This window comes from Pseudomonas sp. BF-B-30, from assembly GCF_019956305.1.
Classification (GTDB): Bacteria; Pseudomonadota; Gammaproteobacteria; order Pseudomonadales; family Pseudomonadaceae; genus Aquipseudomonas; species Aquipseudomonas jessenii.
The window spans coordinates 17,936-34,516 of record NZ_JAHBDG010000042.1 but is presented as its reverse complement, the minus strand read 5'-3'; the positions used below and the strand labels follow the sequence as shown (position 1 = coordinate 34,516).

The 16,581-nt window shown below is 61.8% G+C and carries 20 protein-coding genes; 7 read left to right on the top strand and 13 right to left on the bottom strand.

Annotated features, from left to right (window positions below; genetic code table 11):
* Window positions 1–75 precede the first annotated feature (75 nt).
* From KGB29_RS20495 to KGB29_RS20485, 3 genes are all read left to right on the top strand, one after another.
* A complete protein-coding gene (locus KGB29_RS20495) occupies window positions 76–1,206 on the top strand; it encodes a helix-turn-helix transcriptional regulator (RefSeq protein ID WP_057714053.1) in 1,131 nt (376 codons plus the stop codon).
* A gap of 87 nt (window positions 1,207–1,293) precedes the next feature.
* Complete coding sequence (gene nudE, locus KGB29_RS20490) at window positions 1,294–1,842, top strand: ADP compounds hydrolase NudE (protein WP_150814210.1); 549 nt, start codon at window positions 1,294–1,296, stop codon at window positions 1,840–1,842.
* 213 nt (window positions 1,843–2,055) lie between these two features.
* Complete coding sequence (locus KGB29_RS20485) at window positions 2,056–2,223, top strand: hypothetical protein (RefSeq protein ID WP_167362873.1); 168 nt, start codon at window positions 2,056–2,058, stop codon at window positions 2,221–2,223.
* A 62-nt stretch (window positions 2,224–2,285) separates the two neighbouring features.
* Here the strand turns inward: KGB29_RS20485 and dmpG are convergent, their stop codons facing one another.
* From dmpG to KGB29_RS20465, 4 genes are read right to left on the bottom strand one after another with little or no spacing between them, the layout of a single operon-like run.
* Window positions 2,286–3,320 carry a 4-hydroxy-2-oxovalerate aldolase gene (gene dmpG / locus KGB29_RS20480; RefSeq protein ID WP_057714051.1) on the bottom strand — a complete coding sequence of 345 codons (1,035 nt, stop codon included), beginning with the start codon at window positions 3,318–3,320 and terminating at the stop codon, window positions 2,286–2,288.
* Window positions 3,321–3,333: 13 nt separating this feature from the next.
* Complete coding sequence (locus KGB29_RS20475) at window positions 3,334–4,242, bottom strand: acetaldehyde dehydrogenase (acetylating) (protein ID WP_090456759.1); 909 nt, start codon at window positions 4,240–4,242, stop codon at window positions 3,334–3,336.
* A gap of 19 nt (window positions 4,243–4,261) precedes the next feature.
* Window positions 4,262–5,053, bottom strand: coding sequence for a fumarylacetoacetate hydrolase family protein (locus KGB29_RS20470; protein ID WP_057714049.1), 792 nt, complete (start codon window positions 5,051–5,053; stop codon window positions 4,262–4,264).
* Complete coding sequence (locus KGB29_RS20465) at window positions 5,050–5,877, bottom strand: alpha/beta fold hydrolase (protein WP_150814211.1); 828 nt, start codon at window positions 5,875–5,877, stop codon at window positions 5,050–5,052. Before KGB29_RS20465 ends, KGB29_RS20470 begins: the two co-directional genes overlap by 4 nt.
* Window positions 5,878–6,152: 275 nt before the next feature.
* Between KGB29_RS20465 and KGB29_RS20460 the strand changes: the two genes are divergently transcribed.
* A complete protein-coding gene (locus KGB29_RS20460) occupies window positions 6,153–6,929 on the top strand; it encodes an SDR family oxidoreductase (RefSeq protein WP_090456762.1) in 777 nt (258 codons plus the stop codon).
* A 13-nt stretch (window positions 6,930–6,942) separates the two neighbouring features.
* Window positions 6,943–7,437 (top strand): SRPBCC family protein, encoded by a 495-nt coding sequence (locus KGB29_RS20455; RefSeq protein WP_150814212.1) that lies wholly within the window; start codon window positions 6,943–6,945, stop codon window positions 7,435–7,437.
* Between the two features lie 324 nt (window positions 7,438–7,761).
* On the opposite strand, the gene KGB29_RS20450 is transcribed toward KGB29_RS20455, so the two are convergent.
* The 7 genes from KGB29_RS20450 to KGB29_RS20420 are packed head-to-tail and all read right to left on the bottom strand — an operon-like array spanning window position 7,762 to window position 13,434.
* Window positions 7,762–8,196 carry a nuclear transport factor 2 family protein gene (locus KGB29_RS20450; protein WP_150814214.1) on the bottom strand — a complete coding sequence of 145 codons (435 nt, stop codon included), beginning with the start codon at window positions 8,194–8,196 and terminating at the stop codon, window positions 7,762–7,764.
* Window positions 8,193–8,582 carry a steroid Delta-isomerase gene (locus KGB29_RS20445; protein ID WP_150814215.1) on the bottom strand — a complete coding sequence of 130 codons (390 nt, stop codon included), beginning with the start codon at window positions 8,580–8,582 and terminating at the stop codon, window positions 8,193–8,195. Before KGB29_RS20445 ends, KGB29_RS20450 begins: the two co-directional genes overlap by 4 nt.
* Entirely contained in the window at window positions 8,583–9,785 is a 1,203-nt protein-coding gene (locus tag KGB29_RS20440; protein WP_150814216.1) for an acetyl-CoA C-acyltransferase, read from the bottom strand.
* A gap of 29 nt (window positions 9,786–9,814) precedes the next feature.
* Window positions 9,815–10,273: a MaoC family dehydratase gene (locus KGB29_RS20435; protein WP_154908787.1), complete on the bottom strand. Its 459-nt coding sequence runs from the start codon at window positions 10,271–10,273 to the stop codon at window positions 9,815–9,817.
* Between the two features lie 2 nt (window positions 10,274–10,275).
* Window positions 10,276–11,058, bottom strand: coding sequence for an SDR family oxidoreductase (locus KGB29_RS20430; RefSeq protein WP_150814218.1), 783 nt, complete (start codon window positions 11,056–11,058; stop codon window positions 10,276–10,278).
* Window positions 11,059–11,071: 13 nt separating this feature from the next.
* A complete protein-coding gene (locus KGB29_RS20425; RefSeq protein WP_154861412.1) occupies window positions 11,072–12,265 on the bottom strand; it encodes an acyl-CoA dehydrogenase family protein in 1,194 nt (397 codons plus the stop codon).
* Window positions 12,262–13,434 carry an acyl-CoA dehydrogenase family protein gene (locus KGB29_RS20420; RefSeq protein ID WP_150814220.1) on the bottom strand — a complete coding sequence of 391 codons (1,173 nt, stop codon included), beginning with the start codon at window positions 13,432–13,434 and terminating at the stop codon, window positions 12,262–12,264. Before KGB29_RS20420 ends, KGB29_RS20425 begins: the two co-directional genes overlap by 4 nt.
* Before the next feature lie 172 nt (window positions 13,435–13,606).
* On the opposite strand from KGB29_RS20420, the gene KGB29_RS20415 reads away from it, so the two are divergent.
* Window positions 13,607–14,251 (top strand): YceH family protein, encoded by a 645-nt coding sequence (locus tag KGB29_RS20415; protein WP_057714038.1) that lies wholly within the window; start codon window positions 13,607–13,609, stop codon window positions 14,249–14,251.
* 195 nt (window positions 14,252–14,446) lie between these two features.
* On the opposite strand, the gene KGB29_RS20410 is transcribed toward KGB29_RS20415, so the two are convergent.
* Window positions 14,447–14,965: a cupin domain-containing protein gene (locus KGB29_RS20410; protein WP_150814221.1), complete on the bottom strand. Its 519-nt coding sequence runs from the start codon at window positions 14,963–14,965 to the stop codon at window positions 14,447–14,449.
* 9 nt (window positions 14,966–14,974) lie between these two features.
* The gene (locus KGB29_RS20405; protein WP_150814222.1) at window positions 14,975–15,793 is read right to left on the bottom strand and encodes a shikimate 5-dehydrogenase; all 819 of its coding nucleotides are present in this window, start codon (window positions 15,791–15,793) and stop codon (window positions 14,975–14,977) included.
* Window positions 15,794–16,039: 246 nt separating this feature from the next.
* Here KGB29_RS20405 and KGB29_RS20400 point away from each other — a divergent pair, with 246 nt between their 5' ends.
* Entirely contained in the window at window positions 16,040–16,393 is a 354-nt protein-coding gene (locus tag KGB29_RS20400) for a hypothetical protein (RefSeq protein WP_150814223.1), read from the top strand.
* Window positions 16,394–16,581 lie beyond the last annotated feature (188 nt).

The following is a 16,581-nucleotide window of genomic DNA, read 5'->3' as shown; positions in this document are numbered from 1 at the left end:
GAGCGTTGCAAGGAGTCGATACCGGCGCTTATTCTCGGCCACCGCCAACGCTAATAATAAAAACGGTTTTTCCCTATGCAGCAGAGCCTCAGCCTCGATACGTTCAGTGATTTGATCGGCAACCTCTATCAGGGTCCGCTGGAAACCATTCCCTGGGCTACTTTTCTCAATCAGCTCAATGTGCATCTGAACAGCAAGTACGTGACCTTCATCCTGCGTCCGCCCAGCGCCCACGTGGACGGCTTGATGGTCAACACCACCGGCACCTCGACCGAGGCGACCGCGTCGTACAACAAACACTTTTTCAGCCTAGATCCGTTTGTCGACCTGCCCAACCGTCAGGTGGTGACCCTCGCCGAGTTCGTCTCCAACGACGACTGGCAGAATTCCGAGTTCTACAAGAACTTCCTTGAACCGGTGGACGTGTTCCACATCCTCGGTGCCGACATCAACACCGTCGACGGCGCCCAGTGCCGCATTCGCATCAGCCGCGGACGTGACGACAAGCCGTTCGGCAATGAAGAAAAGGCCATGCTCACGCATTTCATTGCGCACCTGGAACGTTCGATCAAGATCCACATGCAGCTCAACCGCATCGAAGCCGAACGCAATCTGTACGCCGGCGCGGTGAACCAGATGGCGGTCGGCACGATCATCCTCGATGAGGCCGGCAAGGTACTGCAGACCAACCAGGTCGCAGACCGGCTGATCCAGGAAAAGGACGGCATCAAACTGGTCAACGATGGCCTGCAGGTCGGTACGGCCCGGGACACCCAAGAGTTCCGTCGCCTGGTCAAGCAGTCGCTGCTGTCGCAAAAAAGCAGCAACCCCTCGGTGGTCGAAGCCCTGCGCGTGCAACGGCCGTCCGGCAAAGCGGACCTGGGGATCATCGTGCGCTCGGTGCCATTGACCGACTGGAGCGAAGGCAAGCAGTGCCCGACCGTGGTGATTTTCATCAGCGACCCGGAACAACAATCCACCGCACCGCAGGAAATCGTTCGCGCGCTGTTCGACTTCACCCCGGCGGAAACCCAGCTGGCGATGTTGCTGGCCAACGGCTTGACCCTCGACGAAGCCTCGGAGGAGCTGGGCATCAGCCGCAACACCTCGCGGGCACACCTGCGCTCGACCTTCTCCAAGACCGGCGTGACCCGCCAGACCATGCTGGTGCGCCTGATCCTGCGCAGCGTGGCGACCCTCGGCTAGCCCTCATTGCCGCCCTCGTCCGCTCGGACGATGGCGGCTCCCGTTGCACAGCGCACAGTGTCTTTATCCCAAACAGGGGACTGCCCCATGCGCAACTGCCCAACCATCCTCAAGACTGAACTGCTGGCGCAAAGCGGCCACTTTCAGATCGAAGCCCTGCACCTGCAATTCAGCAACGGCCAGCAGCGGGTCTACGAACGCCTGCGCGGCACCGGTTATCGCTCGGTGATGCTGGTGGCGATGCCCGATCCAGAGCATGTGCTGCTGGTGCGCGAATACGCGGTCGGTGTGGAAAAAACCATTCTCGGCCTGCCCAAGGGCGGCGCCGAGCCCAATGAAGACTACTTGCAGGCGGCGCAGCGCGAGCTGAGCGAAGAAGTCGGAATGCGCGCCGAACGCCTCACTGAACTGGGCGAGCTGACCCTGGCACCGGGGCACTTGTGCCATCGCTACCGGGTCGTACTGGCCGAACAACTGAGCCCCTGCCAACTCGAAGGCGACGAACCCGAACCCCTGGAATGCCTGCGGGTACCACTGGCGCAAATCCCCGAACTGGTGGCCCGTGGCGAACTCCACGAGGCCAGGGCGATTGCGGCGCTGTTCATGGCAATAGGCGCCCTCGCCCGACGGGTCTGACACCACACAATACCTGTGGGAGCGGGCTTGCTCGCGAAGAGGCCGGCACAGTCGACATCTCCATCGCCTGACACTCCGCTTTCGCGAGCAAGCCCGCTCCCACAGGGGGGTTGCGCAGTTCTCAAGTCATCAACTAGTCCATTCGGACGAGGCGACTCGCGCGCCACCGCCATAACCTGTCTCTACAACAATAAAACCGTGTCGAGACTCATCATGCGCAAAACGACTTGTGCTCTGTTCATCATCCTCTGTGCCGGTGCTTCCACCAGTCTGTGCCAGCTGTTCAAGAACGAAGCCTACCGACCGACCACGGCTTACTTCAGCTGTTCGAGCTCGGCCATCAACTGCTACCCGCCCGTGGTGCGCAATCTGCTGCCTTGAGCACGGTTTCCAGCGGCCATAAAAAAACCACCGGATCGGTGGTTTTTTCGTTGCCGCATTAATCAGGTCGGCAGTACACCCCTGGCCCGCGACAGGGTCAGCGCCAGGTCTTCGATCATGTCTTCCTGGCCACCCACGGTTCCGCGTCGGCCCAGCTCCACCAGCAGTTCGCGAGCAGCGATGCCGTACTTCTGCTCGGCACGCTTGGCGAACAACAGGAACGAGCTGTAGACCCCGGCGTAACCCAGGGTCAGGGCATCGCGATCGAGGCGGATCGGCTGGTCCATCATCGGCACCACCAGGTCTTCGGCCACATCCATGATCTTGTACAGGTCGACGCCACTGTTGACGCCCATGCGCTCCAGCACCGCGACGAACACTTCCAGCGGCGTGTTACCCGCCCCCGCGCCAAGACCCGCGACCGAGCCGTCGATCCGTGCAGCACCGGCCTCGATGGCAGCCAGGGAGTTGGCGATGGCCATGCCCATGTTGTGGTGGCCGTGGAAACCGACTTCGGTCCCGGCGTTCAGTCCCGCACGCAGGGCCCCGATCTTTTGCGTCACTTCATCGGGCAGCATGTAGCCGGCCGAGTCAGTGCAATAGATGCAATTGGCGCCGTAGCTTTCCATCAACCGCGCCTGCTCCAGCAGTTTTTCCGGGCTGACCATGTGCGCCATCATCAGGAAGCCAACGGTGTCCAGGCCCATCTTCGCCGACATGCCGATGTGCTGGCCGGACACGTCCGCCTCGGTGCAGTGGGTCGCCACACGAATGGTCGACACGCCGTGTTCGTGGGCCATCTTCAGGTGGTCGAGGGTACCGATCCCCGGCAACAACAGGGCCGAGACCTTGGCCTGTTTCATCTTCGGAATCACCGCAGAGAAGTATTCCTCGTCGCTGTGGGCCGGGAAACCGTAGTTCAGCGAAGCACCGCCCAGACCATCGCCGTGGGTGATTTCGATCAGCGGCACACCGGCCGCATCGAGACCGGTGGCCACCGAGACCATTTGTTCGATACTGATCTGGTGCTGTTTGGCGTGCATGCCGTCGCGCAGGCTCATGTCATGCAGACGGACGCTCTTACCTTGCAAATTCATAGCGATTCTCCACTCAACGGGCAGGCAATTGCAGGGTGCCCTTGTGGGCTTCTTCGGCGAACATCTCGGCCGTGCGCAATCCGGCGGCGGTCATGATGTCGAGGTTGCCAGCGGACTTGGGCAGGAAATCGCCGAGGCCTTCGACCTCGATGAAAATCGACACCTTGCGCCCGTCGAACACCGGCCCGTTGATCAGCTTGTAGCCGGGCACATAGCGCTGCACTTCACGGACCATCTCCAGCACCGAGGTGCGGATTGCATCCTGGTTCGGCTCGTCATCGGTCAGGCAATGGATGGTGTCGCGCATCATCAGCGGCGGCTCGGCCGGGTTGATCACGATGATCGCCTTGCCGCGTCGGGCGCCGCCGATCTTCTCCACCGCACCGGCGGTGGTGCGGGTGAACTCGTCGATGTTCTGCCGCGTGCCCGGGCCCACCGAACCGGAAGAGACCGTGGCGACGATTTCGCCGTAGCTCACTGGCTGCACCCGCGACACCGCCGCCACCATCGGGATGGTCGCCTGGCCACCGCAAGTGACCATGTTGACGTTCATCGCCAGGCTCGACGCGTGCTCCTTGAGGTTGACCGGCGGCACGCAGTACGGACCGATGGCCGCCGGTGTGAGGTCGATCATGATCACCCCGAGCTCGTTGAGCTTGCGGCTGTTTTCCGCATGTACGTAGGCCGAGGTGGCATCGAAGGCAATGCGAATGTCATCGTCGAGGACGTGAGGCAGCAAGCCATCGACACCGCCGGCGGTGGTTTTGATGCCCATTTCCCGAGCACGTTTCAGGCCTTCGGATTCAGGGTCGACGCCAACCATCCACACCGGCTCGATCCATTGCGATCGGCACATTTTCATCAGCAGATCGGTGCCGATGTTGCCCGGGCCGATAATGGCCGCTCTGAGTTTTTTGCTCATGGGGGTCAAACTCCAAAAGTCAGGCGCAGAAAGACACCCGGGCACTGCCCAGGCCATCAATGGTCAGTTCAAAACGGTCGCCGGCACGGGCCGGTTCCAGCGGTACCAGCGAGCCGGACAGGATGATTTCCCCGGCCTTGAACGGAATGCCGAAGGCGCCCAGGGTATTGGCCAGCCAGGCCACCGCCGTCAACGGGTTGCCCTGCACCGCCGAACCCAGGCCTTCACTCAGGGGCTCTGCGTTTTTGAACACGCGCATGCGCAAGTTCGGCAGGTCCAGTTCGCGCGGATCCACCTTGCTGTCGCCCAACACAAACACTCCGCAAGAAGCGTTGTCTGCGACCGTGTCCTGGATGCGGATGCGCCAGTCGTGAATCCGCGAGTCGACGATCTCGAAGCACGGCATCACGTATTCGGTGGCGGCCAGCACGTCGGCTTCGGTGATGCCGGGGCCGACCAGGTCATGCTTGAGCTTGAAGGCGATCTCGCCCTCGGCACGGGGCTGGATCAGTTTGTTGGCGGACAGGGAAATTTGCGCATCGTCATCGAACGACATCTGCCGCGTGATAAAACCGAAATCCGGCTGATGCACGTTAAGCATCTGCTGCACCGCCGCCGAGGTCACGCCGATTTTCTTGCCGACGATCTGGTCACCGGCCGCCACCCGACGCTCAATGGCGTACAGGGAAATGTGATAGGCGTCTTCGATGCTGATCGACGGCCAGCGCTCTGTCAGCGGCGCCAGGGTGGAGCCGCTGAGCAGCGCCTGATAAAGCTCTTCGCCGAACTCACGGCGCAATTGCACGCTCATCCACGGGCCTCCTGAAAAAACGCCAGGCACTGGCGGTTGAAAAAGTCACGGTGCTCGACCTGGACCCAATGCCCGCACTCGCTGAGCATCACGAAACGTATTTGGGTGCAGTGTTCAAGCATGGTCTGGGCACCGGAGGACGGGCAGAACTTGTCGTTCATGCCCCAGAAACCGAGGATCGGGCACTGCAATTCAGCCAGGCGCGACGTCATGTTCGGCACCTGCATGGTCGACAGCACGCACACCGGTTGCTGCTGAACCACGGCGACGCGCTCGTTCACCGTTTCGTCGCTGATCAGGGTTTCGTCGAACAGTTGCAAGGCCAGCAGGCGACGCATGCCCGCCGCATCGTTCAGCTCACCCTTGGCGAAAGCCGCGCCCATTTTCTGGATGCCTTCCATCTGCAGGTAATACTGTTCTTTTTCCATCAGGCCACCGGGCGCCATCAGCACCAGACGACCGATACGTTGCGGTTGGTCGAGGGCCAGTTTGATCGCGATCGCGCCGCCCAGGGAGTTGCCGACCAGCACGCAACGCTGGATGTCGAGGGCATCGAGCAAACCGCTGAGGGCGGCGACAAAAAAGTCCAGGGTGTAGAGGGTGTCCGGCTTGTCTGAAGCGCCGTAGCCGGGCAAATCCGGGACGATCACCCGGTAACCGGCTTCGGCGAACACCGGGTAGTTCTGCTTGAAGTTGCTGTGACCGCTGGCACCCGGTCCGCTGCCATGGATGAAAATCACCGGTTCGCCGTTACCGGTGTCTTTGTAGTGCAGCTGCAAACCATCCGGCAGCGTAACGAAGTGCCCTTGCGCTGAAGCGCCCATAAGGTGTCCTCCCGGCCTGTTGTTGTAGCCGGATTATTCCGACGGGTCGGGCCATCAACATCGTCCGACAGGACTACCTACTAACTGTAGGAGCGAGCCTGCTCGCGATGGTCGTCAACGATGACGCTGGATACCTGACACCCCGCGGTGCTCTCAGGTCCATCGCGAGCAGGCTCGCTCCTACAGACAATCTCTAGTCCCTTTGGACGTTGGCCTGCCGGGGGTTGCAGACCTAGCATCGGTTACATTCCCGAGCGACAGAACGAGACACCCCCATGCTTGATCCAATGGACTTTCGCGGCAAAGTGGTACTGGTCACCGGAGGTGGCAAAGGTGTGGGTCGCGGCATCAGCCAGCGCTTTCTGGACTGTGGCGCCGAGGTGGTGATTTGCGGTCGCGAAGCACCACAAACCTTGCCGGCCAGCGCCGGGCGCGAGGCGGTGTTCGTGGCCTGCGACCTGCGGGATGTCGAGCAGTCCGGGCGCTTGATTACGCAGATCGTCGAGCGCTTCGGCCGCCTCGATGTGCTGGTCAACAACGCCGGCGGTTCGCCGAATGCCGACGCCGCCACGGCTTCGCCGCGCTTCAGCGAGGCAATCATCCGCCTGAACCTGATTGCGCCACTGAACCTGTGCCAGCAGGCCAACCAGGTGATGCAGGCCCAGGCCGACGGTGGCGCGATCATCAACATCTGCAGCGTCAGCGCCACCCGCCCCTCCCCCGGCACCGCCGCTTATGGCGCGGCCAAGGCCGGCTTGCTCAACCTGACGACCTCGCTGGCGGTGGAATGGGCGCCCAAGGTGCGGGTCAACGCCGTGACCGCCGGGCTGATTCTCACCGAGCAGGCGGCCATGCATTATGGTGACGACGCGGGCATTGCCAGGGTGGCCGCGACCATTCCGTTGCAACGCCTGGCGACCCCGGAGGATATTGGCGATACCTGCCTGTACCTGGCATCGACATTGGCCCGTTACGTCAGCGGCGCGGACATCGCGGTGCATGGCGCGGGAGAACGCCCGGCATTTCTCGATGCGGCTCAATCCCATCCATAAGAGGACTTTCGACATGCCCGTAGCCAGCCACAGCGTTGTGCTGAACCTCACGCGACAAGCCGCCTGGACCAAACTGCGCGACCTGAGCCTTGCCCCGCACTATGTACCAGGCCTGACCGGTTGCCAGTTTCATCCAGGCGCAACGGAAGGTATCGGCGCCAGTCGCCGGGTGTTGCGCAAGGGCGGTCAGTATCTGGATGAAAGCGTGGTGCAGTGGCAGGAAGGCACGGGGTTCGTGCTGCGGTTGCACAAGGGCGGCAATGACTCGCCCTTTCCGTTTCGCCAGGCGAGTTTCAGTTATGCCTTGCAAGCCGAAGGCAACGCGACCCGCATCACTCTGCAAATGAGTTACAGCCTGCGCGGTGGCAAGCTGATTGAAGGGTTGCTGGCCAAGGCCTTCAACAAGGTCGTTCGGCAGATTGCCGAGAACCTCAAGGCCTACTACGAAACCGGCCGAACGCAGAATCCGGATATGGCTGTCAGCACATCCAATATCAATGCTGCCTGACACACCGCCATCGCGAGCAGGCTCGCTCCCACAGGGGATTAAGGTGTACTCGCAATGCCGGCGTCACCACAAACACTGTGGGAGCGAGCTTGCTCGCGATGAGGTCGGCACATTCAACATTGATGTTGCCTACATGCCGCCATCGCGAGCAAGCTCGCTCCCACAGGGGATTGGGGTGTACTCGCAATGCCGGCGTCACCACAAACATTGTGGGAGCGAGCTTGCTCGCGATGAGGTCGGCACATTCAACATTGATGTTGCCTGACATGCCGTCATCGCAAGCAAGCTCGCTCCTACAGGAGCCACCTCTGGAGTGAGCAACTTTCAGGAACGCGCCACTTCCGAGTGAGCGGTAAAGCGGGTGGCGACGATCTTCCATTGGCCGGCGATACGCTGATAACGGTCCTGATAGAACCCACCCAACTGCCGCGTCGCCCCGCTCTCACCATCCAGGTTGAAATACCACAGGGCCCAACGGCCCTGTGCTTCATCTTCGCTTAGCACATCGATTTCCGGGTTGGCGCCGTGATGCAGGTCGATCACCCGCTCATGGCAGGCCAGTTCGCGGTACAGCGCGACAAAACTGTCGCGCTCACGAAAGATCCCCAGCGGGCCGTAATCGATCAGCACTTCACCTTCGGCGAAGCAGTCGGCAATCACCTCGACCTGCTTGAGATCGCAGGCGTTGAGGTAGCGATGCTTGAGCTGGCGAATATCCTCCAGCGCTTCCAGGCGGGCGATCCGCTGCTCCAGGTTCATGCTGCACCTCGCGTCGTCACATTGACCTCACTCCAGTAGGCTTTCATCGAGCGGACTTTGCCGTCGGTATCGAACTCCATCACGTCGATCACATGCAGCGAGCACGGTTGCCCGCCCCACTCCATGTCGACCCGGAACGGCATCGCGCCGCAACCGTTGAGGGTCGCGCGAACCGGGCCGGTCTGGGTTGCGGAGACTTTCATCGCCCCCAGTCCTTCACGGTAAAAACGCGCGATGGCGTCGATGCCCTGCAACGGCGCCTGGCCGACCGGGTCTTCAACGGTGGCGCCTTTGGCGTAGAGCGCGAGGATGCCGTCGATGTCGCCGGCATCCACCAATTCCACGTAACGCGCCATTGTCGTCTGGATATGTTGTGCGCTGATCATTCAGACCACCTCGAATAGAGCAGCAGCGCCCATGCCGCCACCGATGCACATGCTCACCACCACGTAACGCAAGCCGCGACGCTGGCCTTCGACCAACGCGTGGCCAACCATCCGCGCCCCGGACATGCCGAACGGATGGCCGATGGAGATCGCCCCGCCATTGACGTTCAGGCGCTCGGCCGGAATGCCCAGGGTGTCACGGCAATACAGCACCTGGCAGGCGAACGCTTCGTTCAACTCCCACAGGCCGATGTGGTCCATGGTCAGGCCATGACGCTTGAGCAATTTCGGAATCGCGTAGATCGGGCCGATGCCCATCTCGTCGGAATTGCAACCGGCGACGGCCATGCCACGATAGATCCCCAGCGGTTCCAGGCCACGTTTCTCGGCCATTTTCGCGCTCATCAACACCGAGGCCGACGCACCGTCGGACAACTGCGAGGCGTTGCCGGCGGTGATGAAACGACCCTTGTCGCTCCACTGACCGCCCGGCCACACTGGCTCCAGCGCCTTCAGGCTCTGGAGAGTGGTGTCGATGCGGTTGCACTCATCGCGCAGCAAGGTGACGGTTTCATAACTGGTTTCGCCGGTGGCCTTGTCGAACAGTGCCTTGCGGCTGGTCAGCGGTGCGAGCTCCCGGTCGAAGCGTCCGGCGCTCTGAGCCTGTGCGGTACGCAACTGGCTCTGGTAGCTGTATTCGTCCTGCTCGTCGCGGGAGATGCCGTAGCGCGCGGAGACGATCTCGGCGGTTTCGATCATCGGGATGTAGGCGTGCGGGTCCAGCTCGATCACCGAACCCGACTGATTGCGATACAGGTTCTTGTGCTTGTTCTGCACCAGGGAAATCGACTCCAGGCCACCGGCCACGGCGATGTCGATTTCGTCGCACATGATGCCCTTGGCGGCCATGGCGATACTCATCAGGCCCGACGAGCACTGGCGCTCGACGGCCATCCCGGCAACCGATGCCGGCAAGCCTCCGGCAATCGCGCACAGACGCCCCAGGTTATAGGACTGCGTACCCTGCTGCGCGGCGGCGCCGATGATCACGTCGTCCACTTCACCCGGTTCGATACCGGCACGGCGCACGGCTTCGCGCACCACATGTCCGCCCAGTTGCGGCGCTTCGGTGTCATTGAACGCACCGCGAAAGGCTTTGCCGATCGGTGTGCGGGCGGTGGAAACGATGACGGCTTCTTTCATGCTGGATTCCTCGAAAATGCTGTTGAAGGTCAGGCCGGGTAATAGCGACTGATGGTGTCGACCACGCAGCCGGGACGCTCCTCGCCATCGATTTCGACGCTGACGCGGATGGTCGCCTGTACGCCGCCCTTCACTTCCTCGACCGCGATCAGTTGCGCACTGCCGCGCACCCGCGAGCCGACGCGCACCACCGAGGGAAAGCGCACCCGCTCACAGCCGTAATTGACACCCATGGCCAGGCCACGGACCTCGACGATCTGCGGCAAGAACAGATTGACCAGCGACAGGCTCAGGTAGCCGTGGGCAATGCAGGCGCCGAACGGACCGTTGGCAGCCTTGAGCGGATCGACGTGAATCCACTGGTGATCGCCGGTGGCGTCGGCGAAACGGTCGATGCGATTCTGTTCCAGCAACAGCCAGTCGCTGGCGCCGAGTGATTCGCCCACGGCGTCGAACAAGGCCATCGGCGTGTCGAAAATACGTGGCATGGTCACGCCCTCTGGCTGGACACCGACAACACTTCGCCGGTCATGTAGGAGCTGTAGTCGCTGGCCAGGAACATCATCACGTTGGCCACCTCCCAGACTTCGGCGGCGCGGCCGAACGCTTCGTTGGCGGCCAGTTGATCGAGCACTGCCTGGGGCGCGGATTTGCGCAGGAAATCGTGCAGGGCAATGCTCGGGCTGACCGCGTTGATGCGGATGCCGTAGTCAGCCGCCTCGACCGCTGCGCAGCGGGTTAGCGCCATCACGCCAGCCTTGGCGGCGGCGTAGTGCGCCTGTTCTTTCTGCGCGCGCCAGCCCAGCACCGAGGCGTTGTTGACGATCACCCCGGCACGGCGCTCCATCATTTTCGGCAGCATGGCGCGGGTCATGCGCATGGTGCCGGTGAGCGTTACGTCGATGACCCGATGCCACTCTTCATCGGCCATGTCCACCAGCAACCGCGAGCCGCCAAGCCCGGCGTTGTTGATCAACACATCGACGCCTTGCAGGTCACGCTCGGCGCAGGCGATCAGCTGCTGTACCTGGGCTTCGTCGGCAACGTTGCAGACCTGGCCGAACACGTGTTGCAGCCCGGTGGTTTCGCGGATTTTCAGCACCGCTTCGGCCAACCGGCCTTCATGGATATCGCTGATCATCAGCGCACGGCAGCCTTCTTCGGCGGCACGCACGGCGGCGGAAAAACCGATCCCGGCGCCTGCGGCGGCGGTGATCAGCACCGACTTGCCGCGCAGCAGGCCGCGACCTTCAACATATTGAGGTACAGACATGAACTCTCTCCTTTCAGGCGCGCGGACGCGGCTCTTTAGGCATGCCCAGGGCACGCTCGGCGATGATGTTGCGCTGGATTTCGTTGCTGCCGCCGTACAGGGTGTCGGCGCGGCTGAAAAGGTACAGCGACTGCAAACGGGTCAACTGGTAAGGCGCGGCTTCGAGCAATTCCGCCTCGGCGCCGAGGACGTCCATCGCCAACTTGCCGAGGCTGGCGTGCCAGGTCGACCAGAACAGCTTGTAGATGGTCGCCTCTTTGCGCAGCGAACCGTCCTGGCTACCCGAGAGCATGCGCAGCGAGTTGTAGCGCATGATCCGCAACCCGCTCCAGGCCTCGGCCAGGCGCTGACGCAGGATCGGATCGCGGTCGGCGCCATTGGACTTGGCGATGGCGATGATTTCGTTGAGTTCGTTCTGGAACTGCATCTGCTGGCCGAGGGTCGACACACCCCGCTCGAAGCCCAGCAGCGCCATGGCGATCTTCCAGCCTTCGCCCGGCGCGCCAATGATGTTGGTGGCGTCGGTTCGGGCATCGTCGAAGAACACTTCGTTGAATTCCGAGGTGCCGGTGAGTTGCTCGATGGGTCGTACGGTTATTTCTGTCTGGGCCATGGGCACCAGCAGGAACGACAGACCACGATGGCCGACGCTACCCGGCTCGGTGCGGGCGATGACAAAGCACCAGTCCGATTCGTGGGCCAGGGAGGTCCAGACTTTCTGGCCATTGATGATCCAACTGCCGCTGGCTTCATCCAGCGTTGCGCGGGTCTTGACGTTGGCCAGGTCGGAACCGGCGCCCGGCTCTGAATAGCCCTGGCACCAGAACGACGTACCGCTGACGATCCCCGGCAAAAAACGCTGTTGCTGTTCGACCGTGCCGAATGCGGCGATGGTCGGCCCGGCCAGGCCTTCGCCGATATGCCCCATGCGGCCGGGGCCGCCGGCGCGGGCGTACTCTTCGTTGAAGATCACCTGCTGGGTGATCGACAGGCCGCGCCCGCCATGCTCCGGCGCCCAGCCGACGCAGGTCCAGCCGCCTTCGGCAAGCTTGCGCTCCCAGGCTTTGCGCTCTTCGGGAAACATATGCTCATCGCCCGGACCACCGCGAAAACGCAGGGCTTCGAATTCGCCGCAGAGGTTGGCGCTCATCCAGTCGGCGACTTCCCGACGGAAGCGTTCGTCCTGCTCGCTGAAACTGATTTTCATGGCTGCTCTCCCAGAATCACCGAAGCAATGCGCTCGCGATGCCAGGCCGGTAGCCCGAGGAAACTCTCGCTGGCGCGGGCGCGCTTGAAGTAGAGGTGCGGGTCGTATTCCCAGGTGAAACCGACGCCGCCGTGTAGCTGGATCGATTCGGACGCGCAGGAGAAGTAGGTCTCGGAGCACTGCGCCTTGGCCAGCGCCGCCGCCAGCGGCAGTTCGGCCGCGACCTGCGGATCACCCTGGGGATCGAGGACTTCCTGGGCCACGCACGCGGCGTAATAACTGGCCGAACGGGCGCATTCGACTTGCAGCATCATGTCGGCGGCGCGGTGTTTGAGGGCCTGGAAACTGGCAATCGGGCGACCGAACTGCTGGCGCTCCTGCATGTAGGCCACGCTGAGGTCGAGCACCTGCTGCGCGCCGCCGGTCTGCTCGGCAGCCAGGCCGATGCAGGCCAGTTGCAGGACTCGCTCAAGGTGCGACCAGCCGTTCCCGAACTCGCCCAGCAGGCAGTCGGCTTCAAGGTACAGGCCCTTGAGCTGGATCCGCGCCTGGCGCCGGGTCTGGTCCATGGTCGGCAGCATTTGCCGTTCGATACCTGCGCATACGGCGTTCACGGCAAACAGGCTGATGCCCTTTTCGCCAGTGGTTCCGGGTTGCCGTGCGGCAATGATCAACAGGTCAGCGCCATGACCATCGAGCACATGCTTGAGGGTGCCCTCTAGGACGAACCCCTCGCCCTCAGCCACCACCGTTGCCTGGACATCGTCGGCGGACCAGCCGTTGGCACTGCTGAACGCCAGGGTCGCGGTCACGCTGCCATCGGCAATCGACGGCAACCAGCGCTGCTTCTGTTGATCATTGGCCGCCAGCAACAGCGCAGGGGTGGCCATGCAGGCGGTGGCGAAAAATGGCGAGCACAGCAAACGCCGGCCCATCTGTTCCAGCAGGATCGTCAGCTCGACAAAGCCGAGGCCCAGGCCCCCATAGGTTTCGGGGATATGAATGGCCGGCCAGTACATTTCCTGGCACAGACGCTGCCAGAGGGCTTCGTCGAACCCCCGTTCGCTGACCATTGCCGCGCGCACGGCGGCAGAATCCGAGACATCGGCGAGGAAACCCTCGGCCGATGCGCGGATCATTTCCTGTTCGTCGCTGAATGCAAACTCCATCGCGGCGCCTTCTGCTCGTTTGGCGGGGCGCGCGTGGCGCAACACCCCTTTGAGCATGAAGTTTGGCGCCGCACGGACGCGGCAGAATCGTTAGCCTTGCCTAGTCCGAACGGGCGATGTCAAAGTGCGCCTACGCAAGTGAAAAACATGAATCGGCTAAGGATGCAGAACCATGAGCACTGAGCAAGAGACGACTTTCGACGAGCCACGGCTCAGCAGCACGGAAATCCGCATTCTGGGTTCGTTGATCGAGAAACAGGCCACCAGCCCGGAAACCTATCCCCTGACCCTCAATGCCCTGGTGATTGCCTGCAACCAGAAAACCAGCCGCGAGCCAGTGATGAACCTGACGCCGGGCCAGGTCGGTCAGAGCCTGCGCGCCCTCGAAGGACGCGGCTTCGCCAGACTGGTGATGGGCAGCCGCGCCGACCGCTGGGAACACAAGGTCGACAAGGCCCTGGAACTGGTACCGGCGCAGGTCATCCTGACCGGGCTGATGTTTCTGCGCGGCCCGCAGACCGTCAATGAACTGCTAACCCGCAGCGGCCGCATGCATGAATTCGAAGACACCGAACAGGTGGTGCATCAACTCGAACGCCTGATTGCCCGGGGTCTGGCCGTGCTGATTCCGCGTCAGGCCGGCCAGCGCGAAGACCGTTACACCCACGCCCTGGGCGACCCGGCGGATATCGAAGCGATCATGGCGGCACGGCAAAACCCGGCCGAGCGTGGCGGCAGCGGGGTTTCGGTTGAACGGATCGAAGAACTGGAAGCGCGAATTGCGGCGCTGGAAGAAAGACTGGCCCGGCTCGAATAACCTGGATGTTTGCCTGACACAACACTCCCACAATGGATCGTGGACCGACGGGCATGTGTGATTGACACAAAACCTGTAGGAGCGAGCCTGCTCGCGAAAAACGTCCAGACGACGCGCTCATTCAGACAGCACGCGTTATCGTTGACGTCCATCGCGAGCAGGCTCGCTCCTACAGTGGTTTGACGGTGCTCGTGGTTACTCGCCGTCCCAGTAATCCACCCCGTCCGCCTGCCGGGCCACCGCAACAAAGCCTGACGCATTACCCTCGACATCCACCTTGAAGTCATCCATCACGGCGTATTTACCGGAATCCGGGTATTCACAGATTTCCGGTGATTGCTGGGTGCTGACGGCCAGGTACCGCAACTCGCCGTTACTGGTATTGATGATCTGGTGCGCCTTTTCAGGCCCACCCGGTGGACAGGCGATCACATCACCGGCACGGATTGGAAACCGTTCGGATCCCAGGCGAACCTGCCCTTCCCCGGCCACGACGTAGAACATTTCCTCATTGACCCGATGACTGTGAAACGGACTGCCGCGCATGCCTGGCTCCAGCACATACAGGCGATAACCCAGTTTTTGCGCCCCCAGTTGCTGACCGACAAGGGCCAGGCGCTGTTGATAGCGACCGGCGGTTTCACCGGTCGGCGCAAACGCTTCGGGTAGCGGCTCAAGTTCGACCGAATCCAGATTGAGAATGGGGGGATGCATGGACACCTCCTAGCTGCGGGCAAACGCTACGGCCTTCTGGAATTGCTCGTCCGTCGGCCGTACACCGGTATAGAGCACAAATTGCTCCAGTGCCTGGATCGCGATCACTTCCAGCCCGGTGATGACCTGTTTGCCTTCGGCACGGGCACGCACGATCAGCGGTGTTTCCGAGGGTATCGCCACCACATCGAAGACAGTTTCCGCTTTTTCGATCACATCAGGCTCAAAGGCCAGTTGATCGGCCTCCGGTCCTCCCGTCATGCCGATCGGGGTGACGTTGACCAGCATCTGCGGGCGACGACTCCCCAGTTCGGCCTGCCACTCATACCCCAAAGACTGCGCCAGCGCCTGCCCGGCGCGCTCGTTGCGGGCCACGATCAGGCCGTTTTCATAGCCGCCATCGCGCAAGGCACTCGCCACGGCCTTGGCCATGCCGCCGCTGCCGCGCAAGGCAAAGGTCGAGTCCTTGGGCACCTGGTGTTTTTCCAGCAACTGGGCAACGGCGATGTAGTCGGTGTTGTAGGCCTTGAGATGCCCGTCGGTGTTGACGATGGTGTTGATCGATTGAATGGCGGCGGCAGATGCGTCGAGTTCATCCACCAGGGCAATGCAGGCTTCCTTGAACGGCATCGACACGCCACAACCACGAATCCGCAGGGCGCGAATGCCGGCAACAGCACCCGTCAGGTCCTGGCTGGCAAAGGCCTTGTAGTAAAAATTCAAGTCCAGTTGTTCATACAGATGATTGTGAAAACGCAGGCCAAAGTTCCCCGGGCGCCCTGAAAGGGACATGCACAACTGGGTGTCTTTGTTGGGGTTCATCTGCATGGGCAAGCTCCTTCAAATGCACTTTTCGGATGGACGGGATTAGCCCTCCATCGGGTTCTGATCGATCATGTAAGCGTGTTCGCACGGGCCTACACGGGTCGGTAAGAAAGTCGGTACAGACCTTACACAAAATTTACCTCGCGGCCGTGCTGTTTTTCAGAAAAACGCTGTCTTAGAAGTATCCCCGCGACAATCCTTGGGTCTATTGCAGACACAAGCGCCGGGTTGAAGAACCGAGGTACTATCATGATCCGTAAAGTCCCCACAGTAGCCTTGCTGATCGGCGCCCTCGCTATCGCAGGTCAGGCGCAAGCCGGGCATGGTAATGACGCGGCGGTATTTGGAGCGATCGTCGGTACTGCCATCGTCGGCTCGGCTCTGATCAACGCCAACCGCCCGGTCTATGTCGCGCCGCAACCGGTCTACTACCAGCCCGCGCCGGTTTATTACGCACCACCGCCTCCGGTTTACTACCAACCGGCCCCGGTCTACGTGCAACAACCGATCTACTACCGTCCGGCCCCGGTTTACTACGGACCACCCCGTGGTTACTACGGCCCGCCACGCGGCTACTACGGCCGACATTACGGTCGCTGGTAACAGACTCAACCGGCCCCGCTGAAACAGCGGGGCTTTTTTATATCCAATTGTCGGTCAAGGTCTGGATAAATCTCGCCAAGGTCGCTATCGGGACAGTGTCCGTGGCAGAAACAGGCAAGATGGACTTGACCCGATTTCTGCCCCGCGGCACAAAACGGTCATTTTTTTGTCATGTCAGTTCCGCAAGC